The 18308-nt window shown below is 73.4% G+C and carries 15 protein-coding genes; 8 read left to right on the plus strand and 7 right to left on the minus strand.

Translation table 11 applies throughout. The features are described from left to right. Nucleotides 1-2 precede the first annotated feature (2 nt). The gene (locus tag GQ466_RS22525; RefSeq protein WP_161104999.1) at nucleotides 3-614 is read left to right on the plus strand and encodes a hypothetical protein; all 612 of its coding nucleotides are present in this window, start codon (nucleotides 3-5) and stop codon (nucleotides 612-614) included. On the opposite strand, the gene GQ466_RS22530 is transcribed toward GQ466_RS22525, so the two are convergent. Beyond that, nucleotides 611-1723 carry a hypothetical protein gene (locus GQ466_RS22530; protein ID WP_161105000.1) on the minus strand — a complete coding sequence of 371 codons (1113 nt, stop codon included), beginning with the start codon at nucleotides 1721-1723 and terminating at the stop codon, nucleotides 611-613. The two genes, GQ466_RS22525 and GQ466_RS22530, sit on opposite strands and share 4 nt — an antisense overlap. Nucleotides 1724-2173: 450 nt before the next feature. On the opposite strand from GQ466_RS22530, the gene GQ466_RS22535 reads away from it, so the two are divergent. Next, complete coding sequence (locus GQ466_RS22535) at nucleotides 2174-2569, plus strand: ATP-binding protein (protein ID WP_337193582.1); 396 nt, start codon at nucleotides 2174-2176, stop codon at nucleotides 2567-2569. A 36-nt stretch (nucleotides 2570-2605) separates the two neighbouring features. Here GQ466_RS22535 and GQ466_RS22540 read toward each other — a convergent pair whose 3' ends face one another. Further along, entirely contained in the window at nucleotides 2606-4222 is a 1617-nt protein-coding gene (locus tag GQ466_RS22540) for an AMP-binding protein (protein WP_161105001.1), read from the minus strand. Nucleotides 4223-4483: 261 nt separating this feature from the next. Between GQ466_RS22540 and GQ466_RS22545 the strand changes: the two genes are divergently transcribed. Then, nucleotides 4484-5242 (plus strand): TetR/AcrR family transcriptional regulator, encoded by a 759-nt coding sequence (locus GQ466_RS22545; RefSeq protein WP_161105002.1) that lies wholly within the window; start codon nucleotides 4484-4486, stop codon nucleotides 5240-5242. Between the two features lie 101 nt (nucleotides 5243-5343). On the opposite strand, the gene GQ466_RS22550 is transcribed toward GQ466_RS22545, so the two are convergent. From GQ466_RS22550 to GQ466_RS31870, 5 genes are all read right to left on the minus strand, one after another. After that, the gene (locus GQ466_RS22550) at nucleotides 5344-6582 is read right to left on the minus strand and encodes a helix-turn-helix domain-containing protein (RefSeq protein ID WP_161105003.1); all 1239 of its coding nucleotides are present in this window, start codon (nucleotides 6580-6582) and stop codon (nucleotides 5344-5346) included. A gap of 212 nt (nucleotides 6583-6794) precedes the next feature. Next, the gene (locus tag GQ466_RS22555; protein WP_161105004.1) at nucleotides 6795-8057 is read right to left on the minus strand and encodes a helix-turn-helix domain-containing protein; all 1263 of its coding nucleotides are present in this window, start codon (nucleotides 8055-8057) and stop codon (nucleotides 6795-6797) included. 201 nt (nucleotides 8058-8258) lie between these two features. Continuing rightward, nucleotides 8259-9209, minus strand: a complete 951-nt coding sequence (locus tag GQ466_RS22560; RefSeq protein ID WP_202420945.1) for an AurF N-oxygenase family protein — start codon at nucleotides 9207-9209, stop codon at nucleotides 8259-8261. A gap of 213 nt (nucleotides 9210-9422) precedes the next feature. Further along, a complete protein-coding gene (locus GQ466_RS22565; protein ID WP_161105005.1) occupies nucleotides 9423-9953 on the minus strand; it encodes a hypothetical protein in 531 nt (176 codons plus the stop codon). A 61-nt stretch (nucleotides 9954-10014) separates the two neighbouring features. Next, nucleotides 10015-12411: a fibronectin type III domain-containing protein gene (locus GQ466_RS31870; protein WP_337193583.1), complete on the minus strand. Its 2397-nt coding sequence runs from the start codon at nucleotides 12409-12411 to the stop codon at nucleotides 10015-10017. Nucleotides 12412-13013: 602 nt separating this feature from the next. On the opposite strand from GQ466_RS31870, the gene GQ466_RS22575 reads away from it, so the two are divergent. The 5 genes from GQ466_RS22575 to GQ466_RS22595 all read left to right on the plus strand — a co-directional run bounded on the left by GQ466_RS22575 (nucleotide 13014) and on the right by GQ466_RS22595 (nucleotide 18293). Then, a complete protein-coding gene (locus GQ466_RS22575; protein ID WP_161105006.1) occupies nucleotides 13014-14414 on the plus strand; it encodes a PucR family transcriptional regulator in 1401 nt (466 codons plus the stop codon). 89 nt (nucleotides 14415-14503) lie between these two features. Next, nucleotides 14504-15103 carry a TetR/AcrR family transcriptional regulator gene (locus tag GQ466_RS22580; RefSeq protein WP_161105007.1) on the plus strand — a complete coding sequence of 200 codons (600 nt, stop codon included), beginning with the start codon at nucleotides 14504-14506 and terminating at the stop codon, nucleotides 15101-15103. A gap of 52 nt (nucleotides 15104-15155) precedes the next feature. Then, nucleotides 15156-15932 (plus strand): hypothetical protein, encoded by a 777-nt coding sequence (locus GQ466_RS22585; RefSeq protein WP_161105008.1) that lies wholly within the window; start codon nucleotides 15156-15158, stop codon nucleotides 15930-15932. Nucleotides 15933-15946: 14 nt separating this feature from the next. After that, nucleotides 15947-17017: a quinone-dependent dihydroorotate dehydrogenase gene (locus tag GQ466_RS22590; protein ID WP_161105009.1), complete on the plus strand. Its 1071-nt coding sequence runs from the start codon at nucleotides 15947-15949 to the stop codon at nucleotides 17015-17017. 52 nt (nucleotides 17018-17069) lie between these two features. After that, entirely contained in the window at nucleotides 17070-18293 is a 1224-nt protein-coding gene (locus GQ466_RS22595; protein WP_161105010.1) for a sodium:proton exchanger, read from the plus strand. Nucleotides 18294-18308 lie beyond the last annotated feature (15 nt).

Here is an 18308-nt window from a genome sequence, read left to right on the forward strand (position 1 = left end):
TCATGAAGCGGGCCGGACGGGAGATCATCGAGGCGTGCCGGACGAGCTTCGGCCCCGCCCCGCGTCCGCTGCCCGGCGATCTGCGCGCCCGCGCGCCGCTGTGGCTGCGCAGCCGCCCGCGCGACGAGCTGTGGCGCGTCGTCCGCGACCACGACGCGCTCCTCACCCACGGGACGGTCGTGTGGGGCAGCGTCGTCCAGGCGCACCGGGCGCTGCTGCGGCCCGGCCGGGGCGACCGCCCGGCCGTCGTCGTCTACTCCCCCGACCCCGCGTTCGACGACATGCCCGACGAGCTGCAGGACATCGCGTCCGCGCTGTTCGCCGTCAAGGGCACCGCGCCCGGCGACCCGGGGCTGGCCGCGTTCGCGACCGTCCTCGCCGACGAGCGCCGCCGGGTCGCGCGCCTCGCCGTCCCGCGCGGGCTGGTCGGGAGCCTGCCCGCGTTCGCGACGTCGCTGCTCGTGCGGCGGCGGCACCTGCCCGGCGGCTACCTCGGCGCCGGGACGTTCCCGCTCGTCGTCCGCCCGGAGCGGCCGGGAGCGCTCGTGCTGCCGGGCCGGTTCTGGCCGGACCGGCTGCTCGGCCTGTGGCGCTCGGCGGCCCGCTCCGGCTAGGTCGTCGGGACGGTCTTCTGGTCGCGCCGGCGCCGTCCGACGTACGAGCCGTCCCGGCGCGTCTCCTCGGCGGCGGGCTCGGGCGCGCGCGGCCGTCCGGCGTCGGCGGGGGGCGTCGGCGCGGCGAGCGGCATGACCGGGTACGTCCCGGTGCGCCGTGTCGGCCGCCGGACGGGCTCCGGCTCGGGCTCGGGCCGCGGCGTCGCCCGGGGCGGGTCGGCGCGGCGCAGCTCGTGGCGCGGGAACGTCAGCACCGCGAGCCCGGCGAGCAGGACGCTCCCGCCGCGCAGCATCGCCGTCGTCCGGTCGTGCGGCCAGGGTTCACCGAACAGCAGCGTGGCCGAAACCAGGATGTGCGCCTTGGCTGTGACAGTGAGGACGGTGACGAGGATCGTCAGGCGGCAGCGCTGGAGCCCGATGGACAGCAGCCCGATGCCGAGGAGGCCCGCCAGGACGAACAGGTAGACGTGCGGCGTCGTGAACGGGTTGTGGTGCCCCTGCTTGTACAGCAGCTCCATGCCGAGCCCGAACGTCTCCGCCACGCCGAGCATCGCCCCCGCGCCGATGCCGTAGGCGATGCCGGTGATCGCGCGCGCGTGCCGGCCGGCGGTGACGCGGTCGCGGAGCGAGAACATCCACAGCGGGAGGAACAGCGACGGGACGACCACGAGCGCGATCGCCCAGAGCGGCGGCACCGTGGCGAGGTGCGGACGCTCGACGGTCGCCGTCCACGGCCCCGGCGCCCCCGCGACCGAGAGCGCGGCGGTGGCCATCGCGGCGACGACGATCGCCATCGCGAACCACTCGCGGCGGGTGAGCCGCTCCCCGAACCGGACCGCTCCGATGACGAGCAGCACGACCAGACTCCCCGCGTAGGCGGGCAGGGCGCTCGCGATCGGGAGCGAGAGCAGGGCGAGGTCGGCCATCGCGAAGCCCGACAGCAGGATGATCAGGCCGAGCACCCAGCGCGGGCTGCGCGCGACGCGCCCGGTGGTCTGGAGCGGACGGCGTGCCGAGAGGACGGGCATGGTGCGGGCGGCGGACTTGAAGAGGACGAAGGCGACGACGAAGAGCACTTGCGCGGCGCAGGCCAGCAGCGGCGCTTGCATGAACACCCCCGGGGTGAGGCCCGCGTGAACGGGCCAGAGGTGACCCGGCCCGTCCGGCCGGGCGAACTGCCTATAGTCCGGATAGTGACATAAGACACTCACGGAATATTCAGCCCAGATGACGGAGAATGCCGTCCCGCCTCGTGCTGCGGTGAGTAATCCCGGTACCGAGGTTTGTTCTTTTCGCGCGGCGGCGGGAACGAGCAGGGTAGTAACGTTGCGGAAGGTCCCCCCGCGTCCGGCCCGCGGCCGGTCGGCGTCCGTCCGCAAAAGTCAAGATCAAGTGACGCAGCGCATTGCCGATGACTCAGCGTAGGTGAATGATTGCGTTGCGTTCCCGTCCTCTCAGTGTGGTGATCCCGTGACACTCGGCCCGCCAGCCAGCACCGCTCCGCCGCGCTCCGCGCTCCGGTGCGCCGCGCCGTGCGCCCCCGCGCCGGAGCCGCTGCCGTGACCGCCGACATGGAACCGGTGGGCGACCCGTTCACCTGTACCGGGGAGCGGGCCGCCGGGCAGGCCGCGCGGCGGATCGTCCGGGAGCGGGCCGCCAAGGTCGTCGGGGACGCCGAACGGCTGGACGACATCGAGCTGATGACCGCCGAGGCCGTCGCCAACGCGGTGCTGCACGGGTCGGGACTGATCACCGTGGACGTCCGGACGGACCGGCGGCTGCTGCGCGTCGAGGTCCACGACGAGGGGCCGGGCCCGCGCGACGACCGGGGCACGCTGCGGCTGGACCACGGCCGGGGGCTGGTCGTCATCGACGCGCTCGCCGCCGAGTGGGGACTGGAGCAGAGCGCGCACGGCACCTACCTCTGGTTCACCGTGGACGTCCCCCGGATGTGACCGCGGCCGGGACGGACCCGGCCGCGGCCCGTCGGATCACTCGGGCGCGGGCACCTGGACGAGCACGCGCCGCAGGACCTTGCCGGTCGCGTTGCGCGGCAGCTCGGCCGGGAAGTGGACGTCGCGCGGCACGGCGAACCGCGCCAGGTGCTGGCGGACGTGCGCCTTGACGGCCTCGGCGTCCAGCGGCTCGCCCGCCGGGTCCAGGACGAGGTGCGCCGCGAGCCGCTGCCCGAACTCGGCGTCCGGCACGCCCACCACGACCGCCTCGCGGACCTGCGGCAGCTTCAGCAGGACCTCCTCGACGGCGCTCGGGAAGATGTTCTCGCCGCCGGAGACGACCATGTCGTCGTCGCGGCCGTCCACGGTCAGCCGGCCCGCCTCGTCCATGTGGCCGAGGTCGCCGAGGGAGATCATCCCGTCCTGCATCTCCTTGGTGGCGCCGTTGGTGTACCCGGCGAACATCAGCTCGTTCGCGGCGAAGATGCGGCCGGTGACGCCGGTCGGGACGGGCTTGCCGTCGGCGTCCAGGATCGCCACGCGCGTCCCGGGCGGGGCCGTGCCCGCGCAGCCGGGCTTGGCGCGCAGGTCGGCGGGGGTCGCGATCGTCACCCAGGACGCCTCGGTCGAGCCGTACAGGTTGTAGACGACCTCGCCGAACAGGTCCATGAACGCGGTGGACACCTGGCCGGGCAGGGCCGAGCCGCTGACGGCGCAGATCCGCAGGCTGCTCGTGTCGTACTTGGGGAACGTCTCGCCGGGCAGGTCCAGGATGCGGCGGAGCATGACCGGGATCGCGATGAGCGTGGTGGCGCGGCTCTCGGCGAGCCGGGCGAGCGACCGCTCGGGGTCGAAGCGGCGCTGCAGGACCATCGTGGCGCGCAGCGAGATCGCGGCCTGGAGCATCGCGTAGCCCCAGGTGTGGAACAGCGGCGCCTCGATGAACATCGTCTCGTGCACGCGCAGCGGGATCCGGGACAGGATCGACGCGAGCGGCTGGAGGCCCGGGTTCGAGTGCCGGTTGGCGCCCTTCGGCGTGCCGGTCGTGCCGGAGCTGAGCATGATCGTCCGGCCGGAGCGGCGCGGCGGCTCGATCTCGACCTGCGGGGTCGAGGCGATCAGCTCGTCCAGGCCCGAGTCGCCGCCGCCCGCCGTGATCGCGTGGACGCCGTCCGGCACGGCCGCGAGGAACTCGCCGAACTCGTGGTCGGCGATGACGACGTCGACGTTCTGCTCCTTCAGCACGGTGACGAGCTGGTCGACGCTCATCCCGGTGTTGAGCAGGACGGTGTCGGCGCCGCGCTTGCTGGCCCCGACGAGCGCTTCGAGCATGCCCCGGTGGTTGCGGCACAGCACCGCGACCGTCGGCGGCTCGCCGAAGCGGCCGAGCGCGGCGGCCAGCCGGTCGGTGCGGGCGTCGATCTCGCCGTAGGTGATCGCGCCGTCGTCGTCGAGGACGGCGACGCGCTCGGGGTCGCGGGCCGCGGCGGACACGAACGTGCCGCCGAGGTTCGTCCCCCAGCGCCGCAGCGCGGAGAGCTGCCGCACGACGCGCTGCGGCGGGCCGGGCTTCCACAGCCCGCTGCGCGCGAACATGCCGCCGACCCGTGCCGCCGACCGCGTCCGTTCGCCGATGTTCGAGGATCCGCTCATCAACCTGTCACCCGCCGACCGTCATCACCGGCCGGCGTGCCCGGCCTCGGAGATGACCGTAAAGCCGCCGGGGCGGCCGGTCTCCTTCGCGGAGTCAGGTGTTCTGCCGGGTCCTTGTCATTTCGGTGACAACATCGGAAGATCGGTCTTTACCGGCCTGTCCTGGAACGATCGGTTTCTTCGCCCGGGTTTATGCGCCCCGCACATAATTGCGCGAATACCGTGCGTATCCGGGCCGGACGCGGGGCTAGGCTGACGGCCATGACCAGTACCGGGACCGGACGCGAGCGCCCGGCGTTCCGGCGGCTGACCTCGGACCGGCGGCGCGAGGAGATCATCTCGGCGGCGATCGCGACCTTCGGTAACCGGCCGGAACCGGACGTCTCGATCGACGACGTCGCCGCCGCGGCGGGCACGTCCCGCTCGTCGGTGTACCGGTACTTCGACGGCAAGGGCGAGCTGTACGAGGTCGTCGCCGAGCGCGTCGGGACGATGCTCACCGACCGGCTCGCCGCCGTCGCGGGCACGTCGCCGTCGGACGCGCTGATGCGGCGCCTCGCGCTCTACTTCGACTTCCTGGAGGAGTACGAGGGCGGGTACGCCGGGATCCTCGGGATCGGCGCGGGACGCGCTCCGGAGGCCGCGCTGGCGGTCGCCGAGCGGGTCCGGCGGCGCATCTGCGACCTGACGTTCCGGACGCTGGAGCTGGCCGAGCCGAGCGAGCCGCTGCGCGTGGCCGTCCAGTCGTGGATCGCGGGCGTCGAGTGGGCGGGCGCGGAGTGGCTGCGGACGCGCAGCCCGTCCCGGCACGAGCTGGAGTTCATCCTCGGCGCGCAGTTCACCGCGCAACTCCTCGCCGTCGCCCCGCTCGACCCGGTCGCCGCCGACCGGATCACGTGGCTGCTGCGCGTCGAGCCGCCGACCTCGGGCTTCGGGCAGCTGATCCGCTCCGTCGCGGACGCGTTCGACCGCCGCGCCCTCGCCGCCCTCGCCGCCTTCCTCCCCGACCCCGAACACTGAACCACCGCCCGCACGCGTCCCCGCCCCGCACCACCGCGCCACCGCGCCACCGCGCGGGCGCGGCGCCACCGCGCGGACGCGGCGTCGGCGCGCGGGTGTGGTTAGGGGGTCGGGGCGTAGGGGCGGTAGGGGGTCAGCAGGCGGCGGGTGCTGGTGCGCGGGCGCGTGACCGGCGCGTCGGCGCGGCCGGACGGGGCGCCGTGCCGGGCGTGCAGGATCATCTCCAGCTCCAGGCAGCGTCCCGGGTCGTGCAGGTCGGCGCCGAACAGCTCCTCCAGGTGCCGCAGGCGGTAGCGGACGGTCTGCGGGTGGACGTGCAGCCGGTTCCCCGCCTCGGTCGCGTTGAAGTTGCTCTCCAGCAAGGACAGCAGCGTCTCCGACAGCCGCTCGGTCTGCACCGGCGACAGGCCCGCGAGCGGGGCGAGCCGGGTGTCGGCGGCGTGCTCGATGAGGTCCTCTGCCATGAAGATCACGAGCGTGGGGACGTGGTCCATGCAGCGCACCAGGCCGTCCGCCGCGATCCGGCCGCGCCGGGCGAGCGCCATCGCGCGCCGTGCCCAGCGCAGCGACTCGGCGGCGCGCGCGGGCGGCAGCGCCGGGCCGAGGACGACGATCCAGTCGGCGAGCAGCGCGTCCAGCAGCCGCGCCCGCCCCGGGCCCTCGGGGTCGGGCACGACGAGGCACGGTTCGCTGCGCGCGAGGTCGACCAGGACGTCCGGCGGGAGCACGGGCGGCCGGGCGCCGGTGTCGGCGCGCGGGTGCAGCACGACGGCCGCCGCCGAGCGCGGGATCCGCCACCGGGCGGCGCGGGCCGCGTCGGCGACGTCGCCGGGGTCGCCGTCGTCCAGCAGCAGCGCGAGCAGCCGGGCGCGGCGGCGGCGGACCGCGTCGTCGCCGCCCGCCCGCTCGGCCTCGTAGCCGGCGGCGGCCTCGGCGGTGACGGCGTCGAGGTAGGTGAACTGCGCCTCGGCGAGCAGGCCGAGCGTCGCGCGGTCGATGTCGAGGGATTCGGCGGACGCGGTCAGCGTCCGCCAGACCGCGCGGGCGCAGCGGTGCAGCGCGACGTGGAGTTCGTCCAGGTCCCGGCCGCGCAGCGCGGCGCCCCGGCCGAGTTCGCGGAAGCTCTCGGCGACGCGCGGCCAGGCGCCGCGCGGGTCGTCCACCAGCGCGTAGAACAGGCGCAGGCTCTCGCCGACCCAGGCGCGCACGTCCGCGCGGGCGGGGCCGGTCGCGTCGTCGGCCAGTTCGGCGGCGGCGACGGCCACGGCGGGCCGCATCCGCCGGACGATACCCGGCGGGATCGCCTCGAACGGACGGACATCGAGTTCAGGCCGCGTCATGGCAACACTCCCCGCACACCGACTCTTGTGGAACACCGAGTTCCACAAGAGTGCCGTAGGACGCGCCGCCACGGATTGTCACAGGAGCGAGCATTTTCCCGAACAGACCTCGCGCGACACTGCTAAAAAACCAAGAACGCGCAGGTCAGAAAGGGGTGCCAGAAACGCGAAACCCGGCCGCCCAGAAGAACCGGACGGCCGGGTCGCCACGCTTACGGGACGGCGTGTTCCACTTCGGCGGGCGCGCTGTCGGACGTCGCGTACCGCGCGTGCAGGATCAGCTCCATCTCCAGGCAGCGCCGGGGATCGCGCAGGTCGTCGCCGAACAGGTCCTCCAGCTGCCGCAGGCGGTACCGGACGGTCTGCGGGTGCACGCGCAACCGGCGGCTCGCCTGCGCCGCGTTGAAGTTGTGCTCCAGCAGCGCCTGCAGCGTCTCGGTGAGCCGGTCGCGCTGCGCGGGCGCGAGGCCCGACAGCGGCGCGAGCCGGGTCGTGGCCGCGTCGTCGATCAGCTCGCCCGCGCGGAACACCACCAGCGACGGGAGATGGTCCGCGCTGCGCACCGGCCGGTCGACCGGGAACGCGCCGCGCCGCGCGAGCACCAGCGTGTCCCGCGCCCAGCGCAGCGACTCGCGGGCGCGCGGCAGCGGCACCGTCGGGCCGACCGCGACGATCCAGTCCTGCGTCAGCGGGTCCAGCAGCGCGGCGCGGCCGGGGGCCTCCGGGTCGGGCAGCAGCAGCGACGGCTCGGGCATGCCCTGGTCGGCGAGCAGTTCGTCGGGGACGGCCAGCGGCGGCCGGAAGGTGCCGGTGTCGTCGCGTCCGACCTGCCCGGGCCGGGGCGCGACGGCCACCGCCGCGACCGTCGACGGCAGCGGCCAGCGGGCCTGCGTGGCCAGCGTCTCGATCGTCCCCTGGTCGCCGACCGGGTCGGCGAGCAGCAGCGCGAGCAGCCGGGCGCGGCGCAGCCGCTCGTCGCGGGCCGCGTCGCCGCACTCGGCCCGGTAGCCCTCGGCGACGACCGCCGACACCGCGTCCAGGTAGCTGAACTGGGCCTCCACCACGCGCAGCAGCGTGTCGTGGTCGAGGTCCAGCTCGTCGGCCAGCGAGGTGATGCCGCGCCACGCCGCGAGCGCCGACCGGCGCAGCGTCTGGTGCGACTCGATGGGGTCGCGGCCGTCGCGGGCGAGCTGCCGGCCCGCCGCGCGGTAGAAGGACGCGACGCGCCCCCAGCCGGTGCCGGGGTTCTCCAGCAGGTCGCAGAAGTGGGCGAGCCCGGCGACGATGCCGTCGCGGAGGCGTTCGGCGTGCGGGCTGCCCGGCCGGGGCGGCGCGTCGCCCGGCGGGCCGTCGGTCCGGCCGAGCAGCTCGCCGAGCAGCTCGTCGGCGGCGCCCTCCACGACGGGTCGCAGCCGGGTGCCGACCCAGGTCGGGATCGCCTCGAACGGGCGATGGTCGAGCGTTGTCGCGGTCACGTGATCACTCCCCCGAGGAATGTTGATGGACCACCACCAAGCATCACGTATTACACGCTCACCCGATTGTGTGCGGCGGAAGACTTTTGACCCTTCCACCTCCCGCCGATTTACAAACCGGGTGGACGGCTGACAAACAAGCGAACGCGCCACGTTCCATGGCTTTTCATTCGTCCCATGACGTGGGACGCTGTCGTGTTTTCACCGAATCAGGCCGGCCCGGCGCCACAGCGCGGCACCGGGTCCGCTGATCAGTCCCAGCTCGTCGAGAAAGGGCACGATCTTAGAACCGAGCCAGTGACGAGTGGCAAGATGATGCGGATTGGCGAGCGCCATCGCGCGCCCTTCGGCGGGCTCCAGGCCCACGCACCGGTACACCTCGGGGTCGATCATGAACTCCAGCGTGGCGGTCGCGCCGACCGCCGCGACGAGCCGGTGCCGGGCCAGCGCCGTCCGGCCGAGCCCGCGCACGCTCCGCTCGATCTCGGCCCGCGCGTACCGGACATGCCGCGCCTCCTCCACGACGTGGATGCGGCTGATCTCCCGGATGAGCGGCTGCACGAGCGGGTCCGCCATCGCCGCCCGCTGCATCCGGTCGAAGATCTCCTCGCCGACGAGGAACACCGCCCACATCGACGGCCCCGACCCGAGCGCCTTGAACAGCCGTCCGACGTTGCGCACCGGCGCGGGCGGCCCGTACACCGGCGTGCCGAGCCGTTCCATCAGCTTGGCGAACATGACGACGTGGCGCGTCTCGTCCCCGACCTCGGTCAGCCCGAACTGGGCGTGCGCGGTGCGCGGGTCCACGTCGTAGAGGAACCGCAGGAAGAGCTGCATCAGGCACATCTCCAGCCAGATCCCGGCGGCGGAGACGCTCGCCAGCTCGTGCCGCGACAGCTCGACGCGCTGGGCGTGGGTGAGGCCGTCCCAGAACGGCGTCCCGTACAGGGAGACGCGTTCGAACGGCAGGAACGGCTTCTCCTTGTCGAACGGCGCGGTCCAGTCGAGTTCGGCGTCGGGATCGAACGAGGCGCGGGCCGCCGAGCGCAGCAGCCGCAGCGCGACGGTCTCCCGGTCGCGGGCCATGCGGCGCGGACGCGGGCCGTTGTCAGGGGTCACGCCGCGCGGCGCCGGGACATTCGAGGTGGTCATGGGCGGGTCCTTCACGCGGGAACGATCGGCGGTGGACGGCACGACTTTCCCGCGTCGCGAAGGGCGCCGAGAATACGGCTTTCGCTCGAAACCGCTGACGGCGTTGGCATTGTTCTGACAACCCGCCGCAGGAAGCGGAAGGCACCCGCCCGTTCCCTTGGGAGATAAGGGAACGGACGGGTGCCACTGTCCCGGCGCGGCGGACGAACCGCGTCAGGACTTCTTGACCTGGCAGGCCGGAACCGTGTCGAACGCCGTGGTCAGCGCCGGGTTCCTCCGCAGGTCGTCCCGGGGGCCGGTGTAGCTCACCGAGGCCAGCACCTGCTGGGACAGGCCGGCCAGCGCCGACCGGAGCGACTTGGTGTCGGTGACCTTCGTGGTGTTCAGCTTCGTCCGGACCTGGTTCAGGACGGTCTTCGCGCCCTCCAGCTTGGTGAGCGCCGCGTCGTACGTCGCCTGACCGTCGCTGACCGGCGGAACGCCCGCCTTCTTCAGGCCCGCCTCCATCGTGTCCATCCGCCGGGCGAGCTGGGCGAGGAAGGCCGCGATGTTGGCCTTGTACGCCTTCGCGTCCTCGGTGACCGCCGGCAGCCGGACCGCCTCGTTCAGCCCGATCGACGAGCAGACCTTCGCGGCCCACGCGGCCTGCGGCGTCGTGCGCGGCTTGTCGCCGGACGAACCGCAGCCCGCGGCGGCCGTGCCGAGCGTGACGGCCAGGGCCGCGCCGATGACCAGACGCCGCATGGTGTTCTCCTCACAGGGCGAGGGGCCCGGCCGCCCGCGACGTGCGGCCGGGCCCGTCGCGTCAGCGGCCGACGACGTTCAGGTTGATCGTGTTGCCGTCACCGGCGGTGAACGCCGACAGCAGCGGCTCCAGACCGTCGCAGTTCTCCAGCTCGTCCAGCTTGTACGTGCCGCTGATCTTGCTGCCCTTCACCGGGTCGAACGCGCCCGGCGACTCCAGGTGCAGCGCCGACGGCGTCCGGGTGGTGCACTTCTCGCCGCCGGCCAGCGGGATCCCGAAGAAGCTGAGGCTCGGCACGCCGACCTTGACGTTGACGTCGGCGACGAGCTTGCCGTCCATCGTGCCGGTCACCTTGCCCTGCGGCGTCATGACGAGACCGGCCCGCACCGGGAGGAAGCCGAGGATCCGGAAGTCGCCCGTGGTCGGGTTGAGGGTCAGGTCCCCGGTGTACTTCTTGGTGGCGCCGTCGACGGAGGCGATGAGCCCGCCGGTCAGCGGGGCGGAGCCGTTCGGGGCCTTGAGGAAGGTGGAGCCGCTGACCTTGAAGGCGTACTCGCCGCCCTCGCCGCCGGTGCTCTCCTTGCCGGTGTGGAACTTGACCGGCGTGCTGGCGCCGGACAGGTTGCCCGCCTTGTCCTTGGCCTTCACGGTGACGGTGTAGTCGGTGTCCGGCGTGAGGCCGTTCAGCGTCGCGCTGTTGGTGGTGACGTCGGCGACCTTCTTGCCCGACGAGTCGTACACCTCATAGCCGGTGACGGCCACGTTGTCCGTCGACTTCTCCCAGGTCAGCGACACGCTCGTGGGCGCGGGCGTGGCCACCACGTTCGCGGGGGCGCTCGGCGCGACCGTGTCCGCGGCGGGGCCCGTCGTGACCTTGACCGCGGCGCTGGCGGCGGAGACGTTGCCCGCCTTGTCCTTGGCCTTCACCGTGTAGGTGTACTCCGTCCCGGGGGTCAGGCCGGTGACGGTCGTCTTGGGGTCGGTGACGTCGGCGATCTTCTTGCCAGCCTGGTCGTAGACCTCGTAGCCCGCGACGCCGGAGCCCGCCGAGCCGTCGGCGTTCTTCGGGTCCGCCGACGGGTCCCAGCTCAGGTCGACCGACTTGCCGTCCGACGAGCCGACCGCCTTCAGGTTCACCGGAACGCCCGGCGCCGTGGTGTCGGTGGCGCCGCCGCCGCCCGTGGTGACCTTGACCGCCGCGCTGGCGGCGGAGACGTTGCCGGCCTTGTCCTTGGCCTTCACCGTGAAGGAGTAGCTGCCGCCCGGCGTCAGGCCGGTGACGGTCGCCTTGGCGGTGGTGACGTCCGCGACCTTCTTGCCGGCCTGGTCGTACACCTCGTAGCCCGCGACGCCCGAGCCCGCCGAACCGTCGGCGTTCTTCGGGTCCGCCGACGCGTCCCAGGTCAGCTCGACGGACTTGCCGTCCGCCGAACCGGCCGCCTTGACGTTCGCCGGAACCGACGGCGCCGTCGTGTCGTCCGTCCCGCCGCCACCGGCCGTGGTGACCTTCACGGCCGCGCTCGCGGCGGAGACGTTGCCGGCCTTGTCCTTGGCCTTCACCGTGAAGGCGTATTCCGTTCCGGGGGTCAGGCCGCTGACGGTCGCCTTGGGGTCGGTGACGTCGGCGACCTTCTTGCCCGCCTTGTCGAAGACCTGGTAACCGGCGACGCCCGAGCCCGCCGACCCGTCGGAGTCCTTCGGGTCCGTCGACGGGTCCCAGGTGAGGCTCACCGACTTGCCATCGGCCGCGCTGGCCGCCTTCACGTTCGCCGGGACCGTCGGCGCGGTCGTGTCGGCCACGCCGCCGTCCGCGGGTCCATACGTGATGGTGGCGAGCTGGTTGTTCTGACCCGTGTCCTGCGTGCAGACGACGTGGTCGAGCGTGGTCCCGTCCGGCTGCGTGCCGAGGTCGATCGTGTAGCCGTCGGCGTCGACCGCGACGACCTTCAGCCACAGGTCGTTGACGAAGACCTGGGACTTGTCGCCCTCCTTGGCCTTGATGGTGACCGACGGCGTCATCCCGTGCGCGTTGACGTCGAACGCCTGCTGCTTCTCGGGAATCGCGGTCTTGTCGAACACCAGCTCCGGGTGGATCACCGTGTCGGCCAGCCCGGGCGTCTTGATCGTCGCCGTCGCCGTCGCGCTGCCCTCGATGGACGCCGCGCCGATCAGGTCGAGGCCCGACATCGTCTTGGCGTCGAGGTGCGCGACCGCCTTCACCGGGAACGACGCGGACGGCTTGCCCGGCGTCTGCACCTCGGGAATGGACGCGGTGATGTCGATCGTGAGCGCCTGCTTGTGGATGATCGGGTACGCGCAGGTGTACTTCAGGCTCAGCGGCCAGTCCTTCGCCGCCGCCGGACCGGCCAGGCCGGTGGTCAGCGCGGCGACCACGGCGCCGACGGCGGTCGCCGCCACGGCGGGCCTGGTCCACCCGAACTTCTTCTTGGCGTTCACTCGCTACCTCTTGCGTTCCACTGAAAGGGCTGGCGTCTCGACTGCCGCGGGGACGCGTCACAGAAAGGGGCCGGGCCGCCCGTCGTACCGGGGCCATCAGGGGCTTCGACGGGCGCAAACTACCGGGGGGCGGGACGCGCCGTCCATACGTTGATCGGAGTCTCGCGAAAGTTGATAAGCGGCGGGTGACGTGCGCCACTCGGTCAGCAGGGTAACGAACCGGTACGGTCCCGAATACCCCTCCGGCCCGGGCGCGGGCCGATTTGAAGGCAACGCAGTGTTCTCCCGGGGAAACTCGTCATCAGGTGAGTACTCGCCCGCCGCGCAGGACGCCCGGCCACTTTCTTGTCACCAGACGCGCGTTCGGGTCCCCGGATTGTTCACCTGGCATAAGGACCGCCCGCGGGCGCGCGGGTTAGCGTCGACGTGTCCTGGATCACGGCAGGCACGGCGCGCAGGGGTCCCCGCTCGGTGCGTCCCACCCCCCGCCGTGGTCCCTGCACAACGGCCGGCGGATCCGTCAGGCCCGAGGACGGTGCGGCCCCGCACCGAGACGACCTCGGCCCGAAACGGCGAGCGCCGGCTCTGGAGGTGTGTCCCTCATGACCCGAACCCTCGACCCGGGCGCCGTCGCGACTCCCGGCGGCGCCGTTCCCGGCGGCGCCGCGACGCCGCCGGTGTCGCCGCTGCCCCGGCGGCTCGCGCAGCTCATGCGGCCCGAGCTGCCGAGCCTGTGCGAGGAGATCGTCGCGGAGATCCGCAGGGCGATCCCCGAGTACGCGCGCGCCGGCGACGGCCCGTACGACCGCGCGTACGACCAGGTGCTGCACGACAGCGTGCGGCAGAGCCTCACGGCGTTCGCCGACCGCATCGGCGGGACCGCCGGTGGATCGTCCCACCGCGAGGCCGCGCGGCGGCTCGGCGAGTACGAGGCGATGGAGGGCCGGAGCCTGGACTCCCTCCAGGCGGCCTACCGCATCGGCGGGCAGGTGGCGTGGCGGCGCGTCATGAAGGTGGCGCCGCGCTACGACATCTCGTCCGCGGTCATGTCGCGGCTGGCCGACGCGCTGTTCTCGTTCATGGACGAGCTGGCCGCGCTGTCGCTGGAGGGGTTCCTCGCGGCGCGGGCGCACCCGGTGGCCGCGCTGGACGAGCGCCGCCGCCGTCTGCTGCGCGTGCTGCTGGACGGCGCCGCCGGTCCGGGCCCCGCGCTGATGGAGATGGCCGAGTCCGCGGGGTGGACCGTACCGGAGCAGGTCACGCTGGTGGCGCTGCGTCCGGGACCGGGCCAGGTCCGGAGCGTGCTGGACGACGACCTGCTCGTCGACCTGGACGACGCCGAGCCGCACCTGCTGTTCCCCGGCCCGCCCACGCCCGAGCGCGCCGCGATGCTGACGGCGGCGTTCCCCGGCCGGGGCATCGCGATCGGCACGGCGGTGCCGATGGCGCGCGCGGCGGACTCGCTGCGCTGGGCGCGGCAGGCGCTGCACCTGGCCGAAGAGGGCGTGCTGACGGTGGACGGCCCGGTCATCCGCTGCGACGACCACCTGGTCACGCTGTGGCTGATGGCGGACCCGGCGCTGCTGGAGCAGCTCGCCCACCAGGTCCTCGGCGTGCTGCCCGCGATGACGCCGGGCCAGCAGGACCGGCTCACCGAGACGCTGCGGACGTGGCTCGTCACGCGCGGCACGGCCGCCGAGATCGCGGCGCAGCTGCACATCCACCCGCAGACCGTCCGGTACCGCATGCGCAAGATCGAGCAGACGCTCGGCCCGGAGCTGGCCGACCCCGACGCCCGGTTCGGCATCGAGGCCGTGCTGCGAGCGATGGAGCTGCGCGAGCGGGCGCGCAAGACGCCGACGCGCGGCGGCGCGCCGGGCGCGTCGCGGGGCACCGGCCGGGCGGTTCCGCCGGCCGCGCTGCCGACGGCGCGGGCGCGCCGGGGCGGACCGACCGTCCCGCACGCCGTCTCGACGCCGCGCGTGCCGCGCCGACGGGGATGAGGTCCCCGGCCCGTCGACCGGGCCGGGGACGGACCGCGCGATCGCGGCGCTCGGGGGCGCCGCGACGGGAGCGGTACGCTGTAAAGGCGATGGAGACGACCACGGCAGCGCCTCCCGGGCTGCGGGAACGGAAGAAGGCGGCGACGCGGCGGGCCCTGCACGAGGCCGCCGTCCGCCTGACGGCCGAGCACGGGCTCGACCAGGTCACGGTCGAGGCCATCGCCGACGCCGCCGGCGTCTCGCGCCGCACGTTCTCCAACTACTTCGAGAACAAAGAGGACGCCCTTCTCTACGGGCACATCGAGTGGCGCTGCCGGCTGAGCGACCGGTTCGCCGCCCGTCCGGACGGGGAGCCCGCCTGGACCGCGCTGCGCACGGCCGCGCACGAGGTCTTCGCCGACTTCTCGCTGCATCCGGGCCTGCTGCGGCAGATCCAGCTCGCGCACTGCAACCCGTCCCTGAACCAGGGGCAGGTGGCGCGGTTCGCGGAACTGGAGCTGGAGCTGGCGGCGCTGATCGCGGCGCGCGACGGCCTGCCCGCCGACGGGATCCGCGCGCGGGTGCTGGCGGCGGCGTTCCTGACGGCCGTGCGGGTGGGCGCGCAGCGCTGGGCCGACGAGCATCCGGGACGGTCGCTGATCGCGCTGGTGAACGAGGCGCTGGACGAGGTCGGACGCCCGTTCGTCTGAGTGCGCCCGTTTTTGTGGTGAAATCGGGGTCTCGGCGTTCCAAGGATGGCCTGTGACCCCTCTTCCCCCCGGCAAGGGACGGCCGGAGCCGCCGCCCGTCGCGGCGTGGATCCGCGTGCCCGCGCTCGTCATCGTCCTGCCGTTCCGGCTGCTCTGGGAGCTGGTCGTCCTCGTCGCGCGGGGCGTCGGGTGGACGGTGAACACGCTGGTCGTGCGTCCGCTCGCCTGGCTCGGCCGGACGCTCTGGCGTTATCTCCTGGTGCCGCTCGCGCGCGTCCTGTGGTGGCCCGTCGCGATGTTCGGGCGGTACGTGCTGCGGCCGATCGGCCTGGGCCTGGCGCTGCTGATGCAGTACGTCCTCGTCCTGCCGCTGATGCTGCTCTATAAGTACGTGCTGCGACCGATCGGGCTCGCGTGCGCGTGGCTGTGGTTCGCCGCCGGACGGGCGCTGCGCGTGCTGATCGTCGTGCCGTGCGTCTGGATATATAGGTACGTGCTGCGTCCGCTGGGGCACGCGATCCTGTGGACGCTCCGGATCCTCGTCGTCGTCCCGCTCGTCTGGGCCTACCGGTGGCTCCTCACGCCGCTCGGGCACGCGCTCCGCTGGTCGTGGTTCGCGACGGGCCGCGTCCTCTTCTATCTGCTGGTCGTGCCGTGCCGCGCGGTGTACCGGTACGTGCTGACGCCGCTCGGGCACGCCGTCCGCGCGACGTGGCGGACGTGCGTCATCGCGCCCGCCCGCTGGATCCGCGCGACGTTCGTGGACCCGATCCGGGCGGCCGGACGCGATGTCCGGGAGCTGATTCGCCGGGCGTTCCGTCCGGGCTGAGATAATCGGACGCGATGTATCGACTTCTGTACGCACTGGTCATCAGCCGTGTCCCCGCCGAGACGGCCCATCACTGGACGATGTCGGGGCTGAAAGCCGTCCAGGCCGTCCCGGGCGGGACGGCGCTGCTGCGCCGCCTGCTCGCGCCGCGCGACCCCGCGCTGCGCGTGCGCGCCCTCGGCCTGGACTTCCCCGGCCCGCTCGGGCTCGCCGCCGGGTTCGACAAGGACGCCGTCGCCTACGACGCGCTCGGCGCGTTCGGGTTCGCGCACGTCGAGGTCGGGACGCTCACCGGCGCCGCCCAGCCCGGCAACCCCAAGCCGCGCCTGTTCCGGCTCACCGCCGACCGCGCGGTGATCAACCGGATGGGGTTCAACAACCGGGGGTCGATCGACGCGGCGCGGCGGCTGCTGCGGCGCCGTCCGCCGACGATCGTGGGCGTCAACATCGGGAAGACCAAGGTCGTCCCGGAGGAGCGGGCCGCCGCGGACTACGTCGCGAGCGCCGGACGCCTCGCCCCGCACGCCGACTACCTCGTCGTGAACGTCAGCTCGCCGAACACGCCGGGGCTGCGGAACTTGCAGGCCGTCGAGCACCTGCGTCCGCTGCTGGCCGCCGTCCGCGCCGCCGCCGACCAGGTCACCGACCGGCACGTCCCGCTGCTGGTGAAGATCGCGCCCGACCTCGCCGACGCGGACGTGGACGCCGTCGCCGACCTCGCGCTCGACCTCGGCCTGGACGGGATCATCGCCACCAACACGACGATCTCCCGGACCGGGCTGCGCTCGTCCGCCGACCTCGTCAAGGAGACCGGCGGCCTGTCGGGCGCGCCGCTGAAGGAGCGGTCGGTCGAGGTGCTGCGGCGCCTGCGCGACCGGACGGGCGGACGCCTCACGCTCATCTCCGTCGGCGGCGTCGAGACGGCCGACGACGTGTGGGAGCGCGTCCGGGCGGGCGCGACGCTCGTCCAGGGCTACACCGGGATGATCTACGGCGGGCCGCTGTGGGCGCACCGCGTCCACCGCGACCTGTCCCGGCGGCTGCGCGCGAGCGCCTTCGCGTCGCTGGCGGACGCCCGGCGCTGATCTTTGCCGCCCGGGGAGTGTGCGCGGACGCGCGCGGCGGCATCGCCTGTGTATGGAGAAGCGCACGGCGGTCACGCGCGTCGGCCTGACGGTGGCCGCGGCGCTGCCCGCGCTCGTCCTGCGGCTGACCGGGACGCATCCGCCGCCGGTCGTCGCGACGCTCGTGTACGGGCTGGGCGTGCTGGCGGCGGCGGTCGTCCTGATGTGGGCGTCGGAGACCGCGCGGGCGGACATCTCGGGCGCCCTCGCGCTGGCGCTGCTCGCGTTGATCGCGGTGCTGCCCGAGTACGCCGTCGACCTTTATTACGCGTACGCGGCGGGGCATCGTCCCGAGTACACGGCGTACGCGGCGGCGAACATGACGGGCGCGAACCGGCTGCTCATCGGCGTCGGCTGGGCGGTCGTCGTGCTGGCGTTCGCGCTGGCCACCCGCCGCCGGGGCCGGGGCCGCCACGGGCGCTCGTCCGCCCGCCGCGACGTGACGCTGTACCCCGCGCACCGGATCGAGCTGGGCTATCTGTCGCTCGCGGCGGTGGTGGCGTTCGTGCCGCCGCTGGCCGACGAGATCGGCTGGTACGTGTCGATCCCGCTGCTGGCGATCTACGTGGCGTACATCCTGCGGATCGCGCGCGGCGGCCCGGACACCGCCGAGGAGCCGATGGGCGTCGCCGCCTACTTCACCGCCCTGCCCGCCGTGCCGCGCCGGTTGGCGACCTGCGGCGGGTTCGTGTTCGGCGCGGTGATCGTGTTCGCGTCCGCCGAACCGTTCGCCGAGGCGCTGGTCCACCTCGGCACGTCGGCGGGCATCGACCGGTTCCTGCTCGTGCAGTGGCTGGCGCCGCTGGCGTCCGAGGCGCCCGAACTGATCGTGGCGACCGTCTACGCGTGGCGGCTGCGCGACGCGGACGGCATCGGCGCGCTGCTGTCCAGCAAGGTCAACCAGTGGACGCTGCTCATCGGCACCCTGCCGTTCGCCTACCGCGCGGGCGGCGGCGCCTGGTCGCTGCCGCTGGACGCGCGCCAGGCCGAGGAGGTCCTGCTCACGGCGGCGCAGACCGTCCTCGGCCTGGGCTTCCTGATCGACCTGGTGTTCCGCCGCTGGGAGGCCGCGGTCCTGTTCGTCCTGTTCGCGATCCAGTTCGCGATTCCGTCCGAGCAGGCCCGCCTGGTCCTGGCGGGCATCTATCTGGCGGCGGGATTCACCGTCCTCATCACCAAGCACCGGGCGCTGGCCGCCGCGATGTCCACCGCGCTGCGCCCCCCGGCCAGCCGGTGAGGGCCGGCCGGGAGG

This window comes from Actinomadura rayongensis (genome assembly GCF_009831215.1).
GTDB lineage: Bacteria > Actinomycetota > Actinomycetes > Streptosporangiales > Streptosporangiaceae > Spirillospora > Spirillospora rayongensis.

Bases quoted from the DNA above. Each gene is read 5' to 3' on its own strand.
- GQ466_RS22595 (WP_161105010.1), top strand. From the start codon at position 17,070: ATGGAGAAGCGCACGGCGGTCACGCGCGTCGGCCTGACGGTGGCCGCG.
- GQ466_RS22530 (WP_161105000.1), bottom strand. From the start codon at position 1,723: ATGCAAGCGCCGCTGCTGGCCTGCGCCGCGCAAGTGCTCTTCGTCGTC.
- GQ466_RS22545 (WP_161105002.1), top strand. From the start codon at position 4,484: ATGACCAGTACCGGGACCGGACGCGAGCGCCCGGCGTTCCGGCGGCTG.
- GQ466_RS22540 (WP_161105001.1), bottom strand. From the start codon at position 4,222: ATGAGCGGATCCTCGAACATCGGCGAACGGACGCGGTCGGCGGCACGG.
- GQ466_RS22550 (WP_161105003.1), bottom strand. From the start codon at position 6,582: ATGACGCGGCCTGAACTCGATGTCCGTCCGTTCGAGGCGATCCCGCCG.
- GQ466_RS22580 (WP_161105007.1), top strand. From the start codon at position 14,504: ATGGAGACGACCACGGCAGCGCCTCCCGGGCTGCGGGAACGGAAGAAG.
- GQ466_RS22575 (WP_161105006.1), top strand. From the start codon at position 13,014: ATGACCCGAACCCTCGACCCGGGCGCCGTCGCGACTCCCGGCGGCGCC.
- GQ466_RS22525 (WP_161104999.1), top strand. From the start codon at position 3: ATGAAGCGGGCCGGACGGGAGATCATCGAGGCGTGCCGGACGAGCTTC.
- GQ466_RS22560 (WP_202420945.1), bottom strand. From the start codon at position 9,209: ATGACCACCTCGAATGTCCCGGCGCCGCGCGGCGTGACCCCTGACAAC.
- GQ466_RS22565 (WP_161105005.1), bottom strand. From the start codon at position 9,953: ATGCGGCGTCTGGTCATCGGCGCGGCCCTGGCCGTCACGCTCGGCACG.
- GQ466_RS22590 (WP_161105009.1), top strand. From the start codon at position 15,947: ATGTATCGACTTCTGTACGCACTGGTCATCAGCCGTGTCCCCGCCGAG.